Origin of the sequence: Saccharopolyspora griseoalba, assembly GCF_042665275.1 — a bacterium.
GTDB classification, from domain to species: domain Bacteria; phylum Actinomycetota; class Actinomycetes; order Mycobacteriales; family Pseudonocardiaceae; genus Saccharopolyspora; species Saccharopolyspora griseoalba.
On record NZ_JBHTCJ010000004.1, the window covers coordinates 167,815 to 181,030 of the forward strand.

Sequence of the window (13,216 nt, forward strand, 5' to 3'; positions counted from 1 at the left end):
GGGGGAATAGGAACATGGTGACGATCTCGCAGCGCGCCAAGCGCGCGGCCCGACGGCCACTCGAGATGCTGGACGACCTGGGCGACCAGATGTCGTTCTACCTGCGCTCGCTGGCCTGGATCCCGCGGGCCATCACCCGTTACTTCAAGGAGACGATGCGGCTGCTGGCCGAGGTCAGCTTCGGCAGCGGCGCGCTCGCGGTCATCGGCGGCACCGTCGGCGTGATGATCGGCCTGACGCTGTTCACCGGCACCGTCGTCGGCCTGCAGGGCTTCGCCGCGCTGGACCAGCTGGGGACCTCGGCGTTCGCCGGCTTCATCTCCGCCTACTTCAACACCCGCGAGATCGCGCCGCTGGTGGCCGGTCTCGCGCTCTCGGCCACCGTCGGCTCGGGCTTCACCGCCCAGCTCGGCGCGATGCGCATCTCCGACGAGATCGACGCGCTCGAGGTGATGGGCGTGCCGAGCCTGCCCTTCCTGGTCACCACGCGGGTGATGGCCGGGTTCATCGCGGTGATCCCGCTCTACGTGCTGGGCCTGCTGACCTCCTACGTGGCCGCGCGCGGCGTCACGATCTACGTCTACGGCCAGTCGGCGGGCACCTACGACCACTACTTCAACCTGTTCCTACCTCCCGAGGACGTGCTCTGGTCCTTCGGGAAGGTGCTGGTCTTCAGCGTGGTGGTGATCATGACGCATTGCTACTACGGGTATCGCGCCAGCGGCGGTCCCGCCGGGGTCGGCGTGGCGGTGGGCCGCGCGGTGCGGACCGCGATCGTGACCACGGCGCTGCTGGACTTCTTCCTCAGCCTCGCGATCTGGGGCACCACTACGACCGTTCGGATCACCGGATGAGCGCGCAGGGAACCCTCACCACAGTGAAGCGGCGCGTGCTCGGTCTCGCGCTGCTGATGACGATGGTCCTGTTCATCACCACGTGCGTGGCGATCTACCAGAAGGCCTTCAGCGACGACGTCGAGGTCAAGCTGCAGGCCGCCTTCACCGGCAACCAGATCAAGCCGGAGTCCGACGTGAAGGTGCGGGGCATGGTCGTCGGCCGGGTGGAGAAGGTCGAGGCGAGCCCGGACGGCTCCACGCTGGACCTCGCGCTGGACCCGGAGCAGGCCGAGAAGCTGCCCAGCAACGTCAAGGCGCAGTTCCTGCCGCGCACGCTGTTCGGCGAGCGCTACGTCTCGCTGGACATCCCGGACGACAGCTCCGGCCGATCGCTGTCCTCGGGAACCGTGATCCAGCAGGACACCTCGCAGTCGGCGGTGGCGCTGGAGAAGGTCCTCGCCGACACCATGCCGGTGCTGCAGGCGGTGCACCCGGCCGACCTGGCCGCCACGCTCAACGCGCTGGACCAGGCGCTGTCCGGCCGCGGCGACCAGCTGGGCGACACGCTGTCCCGGCTGAACACCTACCTGGAGGGCCTCAACCCGTCGGTTCCGGACCTCAAGCAGAACCTGCAGGAATTGGTCGGCGTCGCGCAGACCTACGAGAAGGCCGCGCCGGACGTGATCAACGCGCTGGACAACTTCAGCACCACCGCGCGCACGCTGGTCTCGCAGCGGCAGAACCTCCAGCACCTGACCGGTCAGCTCACCACGACCTCCAACGACCTCACCGGCTTCCTGCAGGCCAACGGCGACAACATGGTCGCGCTGGCCGACAGCAGCAGGCCGACGTTGGACCTGCTTGCCAAGTACTCGCCGTCCTACCCGTGCTTCCTCAACGAGATGGCCGAGTACGTGCCGCGGATCCGGAAGGTCTTCGGCGAGGGCACCGACGAACCGGGCCTGCACATCACGCTGGAGGTCACCGCGCACCGCGGCAAGTACGAACCGAACCAGGACGAGCCGGAGTTCAACGACAAGCGCGGGCCGCGCTGCTACGACTTCATGGAGAACATCGACCCGATGCCGGAATATCCGCCGGACGGGCCGTTCAAGGACGGTTCGGTCCCGCCGCCGGCTTCCCGGCCGGCCACCGAGGGGCTCAACCCGCCGGCTGACACGGCTCCGTCGTCGACCTCCTCGCAGTGGATCAACTCCAAGCCGGAGCGCGACATGGTGGCCACCGTGCTCGCGCCCGCCGTGGGGCGCCCGGCCTCGGAGGTCCCGAGCTGGGGCTCGCTGCTGGTCGGCCCGGTCCTGCGGGGTGCGGAGGTGAGCTACCGATGAACGGGCGCGGCATCACCGGTCCGCTGGTCAAGTTCCTGGTCTTCGTGCTGGTCACCTTGCTGTCCAGCGGTCTGCTGATCATGACGATCGCGAACAAGGACTTCCGGGCCTCGAACTCCTACACGGCGCGGTTCACCGACGCGACCGCCCTCAACGAGGGCGACGACGTGCGGATCTCCGGGGTGAAGGTCGGCGAGATCGAGTCGGTCGAGCTGGTCGACCGGCGCATCGCCCAGGTGAAGTTCAACGTCGCCGATCGGCGGCTGCCGAGCAACGTCAGCGCGGTGATCAAGTACCGGAACCTGGTCGGGCAGCGCTACCTCGCGCTCGAGCAGGGCAGCCAGGGCATCCAGTCGGCGGGCACCCAGAGCGGCTACCTGCCGCCGGGCGGCACGATCCCGCTGGACCGCACCAAGCCCGCGCTGGACCTGACCGTGCTGCTGGGCGGGTTCAAGCCGCTGTTCCAGGCGCTTTCGCCGGAGGACGTCAACAAGCTGTCCTACGAGATCATCCAGGTGCTGCAGGGCGAGGGCGGCACGGTGGAGAGCCTGCTGGCCCACACCGCCTCGCTGACCCAGCACATCGCCTCCCGGGACAAGGTCATCGGCGAGGTCATCAACAACCTCAACGGGGTCCTGGACACCGTCAACGAGCGCGACCAGCAGCTGACCGAGCTCGTCGGCCAGCTGCGGCGGGTGGTCTCCGGGCTGGCCGAGGACCGCGACTCCATCGGCAGCGCGATCACCGCGATGGACGGGCTGACCAACAGCACCGCCGACCTGCTGCAGGACGCCCGGCCGGGGCTGCAGGCCGACATCAACGGCCTCGGCGAGCTGTCGAAGAACCTCAACAACAACCAGGCGCTGGTCGACCGGGTGCTCAAGAACATGCCGAACAAGTTCGAAACCCTCAGCCGCACCGCCTCGTACGGCTCGTGGTTCAACTTCTACTTGTGCGGTGCCACCGGAAACGTGGGAATCGGCGAGGCCAACGTGCCGCTGCCGGTCATGCCCGTGACCCAGCCGAGGTGCCAGCGATGAGTTCCTTCTCCAAGCGCGACCCGCTCAAGATCGGTATCGCCGGCATCCTGGTGCTGGTGGTGCTGTTCCTGCTGGCCGCTAACTACGAACGGCTGCCGCTGATCAGCGGCACCAAGTACTCGGCGAACTTCACCGAGGCCGCGGGCCTGCGCGCCGACAACGAGGTGCGCATCGCCGGGGTCAAGGTCGGAACCGTCTCGGACGTGGAGCTGGAGGGCGACCACGTCCGGGTCGACTTCCGCGTCCAGGACGCCTGGCTGGGCGACAACACCAGGGCCGCGATCAAGGTCAAGACCCTGCTCGGCCAGAAGTACCTGGCGCTGGACCCGCAGGGGACCAAGCAGCTCGACGACGACGAGCCGATCCCGACCGCGCGGACGATGTCGCCCTACGACGTCATCGAGGCGTTCAGCGACCTGTCCAGGAACGTCGACGCGATCAACACCGATCAGCTCGCGCAGAGCTTCCGGACCATGTCGGACACCTTCGCCGGGACCCCGGACGAGGTCGACGGCGCCCTGAAGGGGCTCAGCGCGCTGTCGCAGACCATCTCCAAGCGGGACGAAGAGCTGGAGAAGCTGCTGAACAACACCGCGCAGGTGTCCAAGACGGTCGCCGACCGCAACGCGGACTTCGAGAAGCTGCTGCAGGACGGCAACCTGCTGCTGCAGGAGCTGCACGCCCGCCGCGACTCGATCAACTCGCTGCTCACCGGCACCCAGGAGCTGTCCCGGCAGCTGTCCGGGATGGTCGACGACAACCAGCAGCAGCTGGGCCCGGCGCTGGAGCAGCTGGACCAGGTCACCAAGCTGCTGCAGCGCAACCAGGAGAACCTGAACCAGAGCCTTGCCACCTTCGCGCCGTTCACCCGGCTGTTCTCCAACGTGCTGGGCAACGGCCGCTGGTTCGACACCTACATCTGCGGGTTCCTGCCGCCCGCGATCGGCCCCGTCAACCGGGAGGGCTGCCAGCCATGACGAACGCAGCTGCGAAGAGCTCCAACCTGGTCAAGCTGATCGCCGTCGCGGTGGTCGTGGTGCTGGTCGCCGCGCTGGGCGGCTGGTGGCTGTTCTCCGGGTCGGACAAGAAGGTCACCGCCTACTTCTCCGCGGCCGTGGGACTCCACGAGCGCGGCGACGTGCGAATCCTCGGCGTGCCGGTGGGGACCATCGACGAGGTCACGCCGGTGGGCAAGAAGGTCCGCGTGGTGATGAGCGTCGAGCGCGACGTCGACGTCCCCGCCGACGCCAGCGCGGTCGCGGTCTCGCCGAGCGTGGTCAGCGACCGCTACGTGCAGCTCGCGCCGGTCTACCGCGGCGGCCCGAAGATGGCCGATGACGCGGTGATCCCCGAGCAGCGCACCGCGACCCCGGTGGAGCTGGACAAGGTCTACCGCAGCCTCAACGACCTGACCAAGGCGCTGGGGCCGGACGGCGCGAACAAGGACGGCGCGCTGACCGACCTGCTCAACACCGGTGCGGCCAACCTGGCGGGCAACGGCAAGGACCTGTCCGAGACGCTGAAGAACCTCGGCGAGGCGGGCACGACGATGTCCGGCAACAGCAAGGAGCTGTTCGAGACCGTCGACAACCTGCAGCGCTTCACCTCCATGCTCGCCGCCAACGACGACCAGGTGCGCAAGTTCAACACCCAGATGGAGCAGGTCAGCTCCCAGCTGGCCGGCGAGCGCCAGAACATGAGCGCCGCGCTGGCCCAGCTGGCCGAGGCGCTGGGCAAGGTCGAGACCTTCGTCCGGGACAACCGGGCGAACATCAAGACCAACGTCGACCAGCTCAACTCGGTGGCCACGGTCCTGGTCAAGCAGAAGAAGGCGCTGCAGGAGTCGCTGGTCAACGGACCGCTGGCGATGAGCAACCTGAACAACGCCTACAACGGCGCCTCCGGCACGCTCGACACCCGCGCGGTGTTCAACGAGCTCAACCAGCCGCCGCTGGTGTCGGTGTGCCGCCTCCTCTCGCAGGGAGCGGTGACCGAGGTGCCCGCCGAGGTCCAGCAGGCGTGCGGTTCGCTGCAGCCGGTGCTCGACGGCGCGGTCAAGCTGCCGTCGCTGGCCGAGAGCTTCAACTCGGTGCAGAACGGGAAGCTGCCCCCGCTGCCGCTGCCGCTGACCAACGGAACCCAGCCCGGAGGTGGCCAGTGATGCTGCGCAAGCTGCGCGCTGCCGCGGCGGTCGCCGCGGGCGCCGACAACCCGCGGGCGCGGCGCGGGGCCGCGGTCAGGGCGGGCGTGGTCGCGACGGTCGCGTTGCTGCTGCTGTCCGGCTGCGGTTCCCGCGGGGTCTACGACATGCCGTTGCCCGGCGGTGCCGACATCGGCGACGACCCGTACGAGGTCAAGGTCCGCATGTCCGACGTGCTGGACCTGGTGCCCAACGCGGGCGTGCGCGTCAACGAGGTCCCGGTCGGCCGGGTGGAGGACATCCGGCTGGCCGACGGGACCTGGCAGGCCGAGGTGACCGTGCAGGTCAACGGCGACGTGGAGCTGCCGGCCAACGCGATCGCCCGGCTTCGCCAGTCCAGCCTGCTCGGCGAGAAGTACGTCGAGCTCTCGGCCCCGGCGCAGACCCCCGAGGGCAGGTTGCGCGACGGCGCGACGATCCCGATCGAGCGGACCAGCCGCAACCCGCAGGTCGAGGAGGTGCTCGGCGCGCTGTCCCTGCTGCTCAACGGCGGTGGCGTGGCGCAGCTGCAGAACATCACCCGCGAGCTGAACAAGGCGATGGAGGGCCGCGAGGCCGACATCCGCGGCCTGCTGGGCAACCTCGACGAGCTGGTCGCCGGCCTGGACGCCCAGCGCGACGACATCACCAACGCGCTGGAGAGCATCGACCGGCTCAGCGCCAAGCTCAACGAGCAGCGCGGGCAGATCGACACCGCGCTCACCGAGCTCGGGCCGGGGCTGAAGGTGCTGGCCGATCAGCGCCAGCAGCTGGTGACCATGCTGCGGTCGCTGGACGAGCTCTCCGGCGTGGCCACCGACGTGGTGGACCGCTCGCACGAGGACCTGGTGGCCAACCTCAACCAGCTGGCGCCCACGCTGCACCAGCTGGCCGCGGCCGGGGACACCCTGCCGAAGTCGCTGGAGGTCCTGGCCTCCTTCCCGTTCCCGGACAACGCGGTCGAGGGGATCAAGGGCAGCGACTACACCAACCTCTACGTCAAGGCCGACCTGAACCTGACCAACCTGCTGGAGAACCTCGGCCGTTCGCGCCAGCCGCTGCTGCGCCCGCCGAACTCGATCCCGCTGCCGCTCGCGCCGCCCCCTGGCCAGCAGCCGGCGCCGTCGCAGCCCGCGCCGGAGCCGCCGCCGGAGCAGGGCCAGGACGACGGCGGTGGTCTGCTCGGTTCGTTGCTTGGAGGTGACTGATGCTCACCCGTCGAGTCCGCCTGCAGATCATGGGATTCATCCTGATCGCGCTGGTCGGCGTCAGCTACGCGGGTTTCCGCTACGCGGGTCTGGACCGGTTGTTCGGCAACCGGGGTTACGAGGTGACCCTGGAGCTGGCCAACACCGGCGGCGTCTTCGAGAACGCCGAGGTGACCTACCGGGGCGTCCCGGTGGGCCGGGTCGGCGAGATCCAGCTGACCGACGACGGCGTCTCGGTCCCCCTGGACATCGAGGAGAACGCGCCGAAGATCCCGTCCGATGTGGAGGCCGCGGTCTCGCTGCGGTCCGCGGTCGGCGAGCAGTACGTGGACCTGCGGCCGAAGTCCGACGGCGGGCCGTACCTCGAGGGCGGTTCGGTGATCGAGCGCGAGCAGGCGTCCACGCCGCTGCCGGTGCAGGACCTGATGACCAATTTGGACCGGTTCGCCAACTCGGTCCCCGAGGACTCGCTGCGCACCGTGGTCACCGAGCTCGGCACGGCCTTCCGCGGCAACGGCGGTCACCTGCAGACCATCCTGGACACCTCGCGCGAGTTCACCCAGCAGGCCCAGGACCACCTGCCGCAGACCGTCCAGCTGCTCGAGAGCGGCAAGACGGTGCTGGAGACGCAGAACGACCAGGGATCCTCGATCGAGTCGTTCAGCGAGGACCTGAACCTGCTGTCGCAGTCGCTGAAGTCCTCCGACGGCGACCTGCGCAAGGTGATCCAGCGGGCGCCGCCGGCCGCCCACCAGGTGAGCGCGCTGCTGGCGGAGAACGAGAACCTCGGGCCGCTGGTGGCGAACCTGACCACCACCTCGAAGCTGCTGTCGGCCAACGTGGACGGCATCGAGCAGCTGTTCGTGTCCTACCCGGCCCAGGTCGCGGCGTCCAATTCGGTCGTGCCGGGCGACGGCACCGCGCACTTCGGCCTCGTGCTCAACGTCATGGACCCGTTGCCGTGTACAAAGGGCTACGAGGACACTCAGAAGCGCGAGGGCACGGCCACGGCGCCGGTGCCGCTGAACACCAACGCGCACTGCGCCGAACCGCCGGGCAGCGACACCTCCGTTCGCGGCGCGCAGAACGCGCCGGAATCCGGGCAGTAGGAGAGGAGCCGCACATTGACCGCTGAAGGCAACACCGGGCGCCGCCCCGCGGCGGCGCTGGTGGCATGCGGCCTGAGCCTGGTGCTGGCGCTGGTGGCCGTGGTGCTGTGGTCCTTGGCGGCCACCAGCTCGTCGGTGGCCTACGCCGAGACCCGCGACACCGCGCTGCAGCAGGGCACGAACGCGGTCATCGCCTTCAACACGCTGGATCACAAGAACGTGGAAGCGGGGCTCAAGCGGTGGGAGCAGTACTCCACCGGCCCGCTGCACGACGAGATCCAGAAGAGCCACAAGGACTACGCCACCAAGATCCAGCAGGCGAAGTCGACCACGACCGCCAAGGTCCTCGACTCCGGTCTCACCGAGCTGGATCCGCAGGCGGGCAAGGCGAAGATGATCGCGGTCGTGCAGGTCACGGTCACCATCGATGGTCAGAAGCCGTCCACCAAGCAGGACCGCTACCAGGCCGAACTCACGCGTGAGGGCGACACCTGGAAGCTCAGCAACCTGGGCACCGTCCCGGTCGGCTGAGGCGGGCGAGACCTCTAAGCGATTCTCAGGAGTGCAAGCCAGTGCCAACCAACCGCCGCCCAGGAAGCAACGGGCAGCCCTCGGTGCGCCGACCCAAGGTGGCCGGCCTGCGCAAGCGCGAGACGACCGAGAAGCAGCGGCCCGGGCCGGCTGCGACCGAGGAGGAGACCGCCGCGGCCGCTGAGCCGGCCCGGACCGCCGAGCCGGAGTCGCGGGAGGAAGCCGCGGCGCTGCCCGACGAGCAGGTCGCCGACGTCCCCGGTGCCGAGTCGGACCGGACTGCCGACACCGCGGACGATTCGGCCGCCGAGGAGGTTTCGGACGCCGAGCGCGACGCCGAGGTGGCGCGGGAGTCCGAAGAGGACGCCGAACCGCCGCAGGAGTCCGGTGTGGGCGCCGACGCCGCGCGTGAGTTCGAAGAGGACGGTGAACCGTCGCGCGGCTCCGAAGAGGGCTCCGACGACGCTCGGGAGTCCGAAGAGGACGCTGGGGCCGCCACCGCCTCCGAGACCGGTGCGGATGCGGCGCGGGGCGGCAGGGCCTGGTTGCTGTGGACGGCCGCCGCGGTGCTGCTGGTCGTGGCGATCGTGTTCGGCGTGCTCGGCTACTCGACGTACTACCGGGGTGCGATGGCCAACAAGGCGCTGGTCTCGGCCGGGCAGACCAGCGAGGTCAAGGGCAAGATCGAGGACGGCGTGCAGCGGCTGTTCTCCTACGACTTCAAGGACACCGCCAAGACCGAGAAGGCCGCCGACGAGCTGCTGACCGGCGAGGCGACCAAGCAGTACGACGAGCTGTTCAAGGTGGTCAAGGAGCAGGCGCCGAAGCAGCAGCTGGTCGTGACCACCACGGTCAAGAGCAGTTCGGTGACCCGGCTGCAGGACGACCGCGCGCAGGTGCTGCTGTTCGTCGACCAGCACGCGCTGCGCTCCAGCAGCGGCGAGAGCAACGTCGGCCCCGCCCAGCTCTCCGTGACCACCGAGAAGCAGGGCGACACGTGGAAGATCACCGACCTCGCCGTCCGCTGATCAGGAGCCCTCTCGCGCGAGCGGTCCCGCGGCGCTCGCGCGAGGGGCGGTGAGCCGCCGCTGATCTGGCGTGCACCGAGTCCGCGCAGCGGCTCGGAGCTCGCCGCCCGCAGCGCCGGGCGAAGCAGCTCCTAGGGTCCGACGTGGACGTGGGCCGCCCAGGTGGCGTGCTCGCCCGGGTACTGGCTGCGAAGGCGGCGAGCGGCGTTGTGCACCGCGTAGGCCGCGCCGTCCACGCCGTACCCCTCGGGCCCGAACATCTCGCCGTAGGCGTCGGCCAGGACCTCCGAGGCGCTCTCCTCGTCGACCTCCCACAGCGTCCCGACGGTGTGCGCGTACCCGGCGAATCCCAGCGCGGCCGCCAGCGACAGCGCCGCGGCGCACGGCGTGTCGGCGGCCGTCGCGCACTGCCCGAGGTAGCAGAACTCCGCCTGCCCCAGCGCGACCTGCCCGAGCTCGACCAGGCCCAGCGGCCGCTGACCCTCGCGGTCCAGCAGCAGCCCGGCGGCGGGCTGGGCGGGGAACTGCGAGCTCGGCTCGCAGACGTGCACCCAGGAGTACTGCGGCAGCATCCGCAGCACGTCCGGCGAGCTCGCGCTCTCCACCGACACGATCTCGGCCGCGGGCCAGTACTGCGCCAGGATCTGGTTCTGCCGCGGCAGCTCCCTGGACACCTGCGCGGCCCAGCCGGCGGCCACCAGCGAGTTGCCGTCGTCGCCGCGCCCGGACCGGGGCCGCGCCAGGGAGCCGAAGGTCGCCGTGTGCGAGGAGACCACCCGGTCCAGCGCCGAGGTCCCGGCGTGCGCGGTGGCCGCGTGCAGCGGCAGGTAGGCCGCGGCCCCGAAGGCGCTCCACCAGATCCGCGGCCAGCGGGCGCCTTCCTCGGGAGTGCTCAGGTAGCCCATCCGGTCCAGCACCGGGCGGGTGATGCGCACCCACGTCCAGTCCAGCACCTCGGCCATCGCCGGGTGGTCGTCCTGCTGCGCGGCGGCCAGCAGGTTCGCCGCCATCGACTCGGCCTTCTCCGGGTCGGCGCCGGACAGCGGGACCGTGAGCACCCGGCCGCCGATGACCACCAGCGCGTCCGAGCGGTACCGGCTGAGGTTGACCACCACGACCGAGCCCTCCGGGACACCCTCGCCGAGCTCCTGGACCCGCTTGATGCGCAGGTGCCCCGGTTGGATCTGCCGGACCTCGCCGAGCAGGTGCGCCCAGGCGTCGGCCAGGTGCAGCCGGTCGTCCCCATCGAGCTCGTGGTCGTCGATCGGGCGGTCCAGCAGCCGGCGCAGGCGCACGATCTCGTCGGCCAGGTCGGGACTGCTGCGGTGCAGCTCGCCGAGCTCGCCCCCGGTCGGCAGGTAGTCGGCCAGGATCGCCGAGCGCCCGTGCTCGACGATCTCCACCGCCCGGTCGGAGTCGCCGGCCTCCACCGCGCAGGCCGCGGCGTCGGCGACCAGCGTCGCCCAGCGCTGCTGCGCGCTCGGCGAGGCGACCACCCGCTTGCCCCGGGTCATCAGCGGTAGCAGCTCGACGGCCAGCGAGAACGAGTCCAGCGCCTCGGACCACTTCTGCTCGCTGGCGCTGATCCGCCCGGCCAGCGCTGCGGCCCGCAGCCGCTGGTCGGCGGGGGCGTTGACCAGGTTGGCGGCTTCGCCCAGCACCTTGCGGGCCCACCGGTAGTACCGGCGCCGCCCGCTGCGCTGGTGCTGCGCCTGCAGCGCGCGCCCCAGCTCTATGGCCACCCCGGCGCGCCCGGGCGCCTCCTGCGGCATGGCGATGAGCGCTTGGTCGAACAGCTCGATGGCCGTGTCGAGGTCCTTGGTGCGCCCGGAGGTGGCGAACCGGTGCGCGGCGCACTTGCCCAGCTGCACCCAGGCGATGTGCTGCACCGGCGAGCCCTGGTGCTTGGCCACTTCCTGCGCCAGGTCGGCGGCCCGGTCCAGGTCACCGCGCTCCTCGCCGTGCTCGAAGCGCCGCAGCAGGGTGGTCACCAGAGCGGTGGTCATCCGGCCGCGCTCGGCCTCGGGGGCGCCGTCCACGGCGGCCTCGCCCGCGGTGATCGCGGTGTCCAGCGCCGTGGACTCGCCGCCGTGCAGGAACTGCCTGCGCAGCAGGGCCGCGTACCCGGCGAGCGCGGCCGAGCGGTTCGGGTCGTCGGCGGTCATCGCGCGCACCGCCGGACTGATCGGGCGCAGCACGCGGCGCAGCTGCCCGGGTTCGCCGGTGGCGTCGACGTGCTCGGCCGTGGTCTCGGCGAGCTGGCTTATGGCCAGCCCGAGCAGCGCGTTGCCGCTCTCCAGCACGCCGAGGACCCCGATCAGCTCGTTGATCGAGGTGTTGAGGTCGGTGAGGTCGCCGTTGCGCTGGAAGCGCAGCCGCAGGGCCTCGGCGTAGCGGCACAGCGCGGTGCGCCGCGCCTCGCCGTCGGCGAGGGCGCCCGCGCCGGTGCTGAGGTGCTTCACCGCCTCGTCCAGGTCGTCCAGCGACCAGGCGCGCCGGTAGCGGCGCAGCAGCGCGCTGCCCAGGTTGACCAGCAGCTCGGAGGTGGTGGAGTCGGTCGCCGGGGAGATCCGCGCGGCCTCCCGGAACGCCGCGATGGACTCCTCGTCGGACTCGACCGAGCCGGCGAGCTCGGCGTGCAGCTTGAGCGAGTTGGCCAGCCGCATCAGCACCATCGGTCGGCTGCCGTCGCGCTTCGAGGTCTGCTGCAGCGCCTCCTGGGCGACCCGGGCGCTCTCCTGGGCGAGGTCCGGTCGCCCGGTCTTGCCCGCGAGGTCGGTGAGCGCGAGGGCGAGGTTGCAGTAGTACAACGCGCGGTCGCGGTCGCCCGCGTGCGCGGAGGTGGCCGCGGCCCGGTAGTAGCTGATCGCGTCTTCGAGGTCGGCGAGGTCCCCGCTCTGCACGTGGGTCAGCTGGGTGGCGCTGCCCAGGTTGTTGAGCACCCCGGCGCGCGCCGGGTCGTCCTCGCGCAGCACACCCGCGGTGGTGCGGAACACCTCGGCGACCCACGGCAGGGCGGAGAAGTCGAAGGTGGTCACGATGTTGTTCATCGCGGCGATCGCGTCGGCGTAGCGCTGCTCGGCGCTGGGTCGCTCCCCGGCCGGGCGCTCCGCGGCAGGCCGCTCGGGGCGCGGCGGAGCGGGCGCCAGCGGCTCGCCGGGGGGCGTCGTGGTGGCCTCGGGAGGGGTCGTGTCCTCCCCGGGGGCGAACCAGCTGGATTGTGCGTCGCCCCGATCCTTCCCGGTCCAACGCTGCAGCCCGCGGAACCGCTCGCTCGCGCGGCTTGCATCGTCTGTCATCGGTCTCGTTCTCCTGTGGCCTGCCGGGCACCGGTCGGGGGCCGGTGGTCGTGTCACGTTACCGGCGGGGCTAATTGTGCAACCAGCCCTTGTATTACCTGGTGAGATCGGTTCGGTGGCAGGCACGGCCGCCGGGCCGATTTCGAAGGTCTCGTGCGGAGAAGTTACTAGGTCCGCTCCGGCGGATCAGCCAGGTATCGGGAACCGGTGGTCTCGATGTGATCAAGGCGTTCGGAAGGGGTCGCCCTGACCACGGCAGACGTACAGATATTGCGACAATCGGGTGAGCTTCCCCGAGGTCATGGGCCTGCCGGCGAAGCGAGGAGTTGATCTTGAAACTGCTTCTCCGCGGAGCCTCGGCGGTCGCCCTCTGGTCTCGACCGGTCTCGAATGGTCTGACCGGTTCGGTATTTTCAAGATCAATAATTGGGCCGGGTGGAAAATGCGCGCGGCGGGGGGCGGTCAATTGCCTGCGGGCGCCCGCCACATTTCCGGTACCTGGTGGTTCCGAAGCAGAAAACGATCTTCGTCGCCGCGGACCGGCGGCACCGGCGCGGAGGAGACGTCCCGCCTGGCGCGAGCGGCCGCGCGGGGATGGCGGGCGAGCGGTCTCGAGGGTCGGCCGAGGGGTCGTCAAGGG

At 70.4% G+C, this 13,216-nt stretch carries 10 protein-coding genes; 9 read left to right on the plus strand and 1 reads right to left on the minus strand.

Annotation, left to right across the window (positions count from 1 at the left end):
- The first annotated feature begins 14 nt into the window (after nucleotides 1–14).
- Genes ACFQRI_RS09665 through ACFQRI_RS09705 form a run of 9 tightly spaced genes read left to right on the plus strand, consistent with a single transcriptional unit; the run spans nucleotide 15 to nucleotide 9,277 of the window.
- Nucleotides 15–854: an MlaE family ABC transporter permease gene (locus tag ACFQRI_RS09665; protein ID WP_380666792.1), complete on the plus strand. Its 840-nt coding sequence runs from the start codon at nucleotides 15–17 to the stop codon at nucleotides 852–854.
- A complete protein-coding gene (locus ACFQRI_RS09670) occupies nucleotides 851–2,182 on the plus strand; it encodes an MCE family protein (protein ID WP_380666794.1) in 1,332 nt (443 codons plus the stop codon). The genes ACFQRI_RS09665 and ACFQRI_RS09670 overlap by 4 nt, the downstream gene beginning before the upstream one ends.
- Nucleotides 2,179–3,222, plus strand: coding sequence for an MCE family protein (locus ACFQRI_RS09675; protein ID WP_380666797.1), 1,044 nt, complete (start codon nucleotides 2,179–2,181; stop codon nucleotides 3,220–3,222). The genes ACFQRI_RS09670 and ACFQRI_RS09675 overlap by 4 nt, the downstream gene beginning before the upstream one ends.
- A complete protein-coding gene (locus ACFQRI_RS09680; protein WP_380666799.1) occupies nucleotides 3,219–4,199 on the plus strand; it encodes an MCE family protein in 981 nt (326 codons plus the stop codon). The genes ACFQRI_RS09675 and ACFQRI_RS09680 overlap by 4 nt, the downstream gene beginning before the upstream one ends.
- Nucleotides 4,196–5,383 (plus strand): MCE family protein, encoded by a 1,188-nt coding sequence (locus ACFQRI_RS09685; protein WP_380666801.1) that lies wholly within the window; start codon nucleotides 4,196–4,198, stop codon nucleotides 5,381–5,383. The genes ACFQRI_RS09680 and ACFQRI_RS09685 overlap by 4 nt, the downstream gene beginning before the upstream one ends.
- A complete protein-coding gene (locus tag ACFQRI_RS09690) occupies nucleotides 5,383–6,609 on the plus strand; it encodes an MCE family protein (protein ID WP_380666804.1) in 1,227 nt (408 codons plus the stop codon). Before ACFQRI_RS09685 ends, ACFQRI_RS09690 begins: the two co-directional genes overlap by 1 nt.
- Complete coding sequence (locus ACFQRI_RS09695) at nucleotides 6,609–7,718, plus strand: MCE family protein (RefSeq protein ID WP_380666806.1); 1,110 nt, start codon at nucleotides 6,609–6,611, stop codon at nucleotides 7,716–7,718. The genes ACFQRI_RS09690 and ACFQRI_RS09695 overlap by 1 nt, the downstream gene beginning before the upstream one ends.
- A gap of 15 nt (nucleotides 7,719–7,733) precedes the next feature.
- A complete protein-coding gene (locus ACFQRI_RS09700; protein ID WP_380666808.1) occupies nucleotides 7,734–8,249 on the plus strand; it encodes a hypothetical protein in 516 nt (171 codons plus the stop codon).
- A 41-nt stretch (nucleotides 8,250–8,290) separates the two neighbouring features.
- Nucleotides 8,291–9,277 carry a hypothetical protein gene (locus ACFQRI_RS09705; protein ID WP_380666810.1) on the plus strand — a complete coding sequence of 329 codons (987 nt, stop codon included), beginning with the start codon at nucleotides 8,291–8,293 and terminating at the stop codon, nucleotides 9,275–9,277.
- 131 nt (nucleotides 9,278–9,408) lie between these two features.
- Here the strand turns inward: ACFQRI_RS09705 and ACFQRI_RS09710 are convergent, their stop codons facing one another.
- Nucleotides 9,409–12,576, minus strand: coding sequence for a CHAT domain-containing protein (locus ACFQRI_RS09710; RefSeq protein WP_380666812.1), 3,168 nt, complete (start codon nucleotides 12,574–12,576; stop codon nucleotides 9,409–9,411).
- Nucleotides 12,577–13,216: the final 640 nt, after the last annotated feature.

Bases quoted from the DNA above. Each gene is read 5' to 3' on its own strand.
- ACFQRI_RS09665 (WP_380666792.1), top strand. From the start codon at position 15: ATGGTGACGATCTCGCAGCGCGCCAAGCGCGCGGCCCGACGGCCACTC.
- ACFQRI_RS09670 (WP_380666794.1), top strand. From the start codon at position 851: ATGAGCGCGCAGGGAACCCTCACCACAGTGAAGCGGCGCGTGCTCGGT.
- ACFQRI_RS09675 (WP_380666797.1), top strand. From the start codon at position 2,179: ATGAACGGGCGCGGCATCACCGGTCCGCTGGTCAAGTTCCTGGTCTTC.
- ACFQRI_RS09680 (WP_380666799.1), top strand. From the start codon at position 3,219: ATGAGTTCCTTCTCCAAGCGCGACCCGCTCAAGATCGGTATCGCCGGC.
- ACFQRI_RS09685 (WP_380666801.1), top strand. From the start codon at position 4,196: ATGACGAACGCAGCTGCGAAGAGCTCCAACCTGGTCAAGCTGATCGCC.
- ACFQRI_RS09690 (WP_380666804.1), top strand. From the start codon at position 5,383: ATGCTGCGCAAGCTGCGCGCTGCCGCGGCGGTCGCCGCGGGCGCCGAC.
- ACFQRI_RS09695 (WP_380666806.1), top strand. From the start codon at position 6,609: ATGCTCACCCGTCGAGTCCGCCTGCAGATCATGGGATTCATCCTGATC.
- ACFQRI_RS09710 (WP_380666812.1), bottom strand. From the start codon at position 12,576: ATGACAGACGATGCAAGCCGCGCGAGCGAGCGGTTCCGCGGGCTGCAG.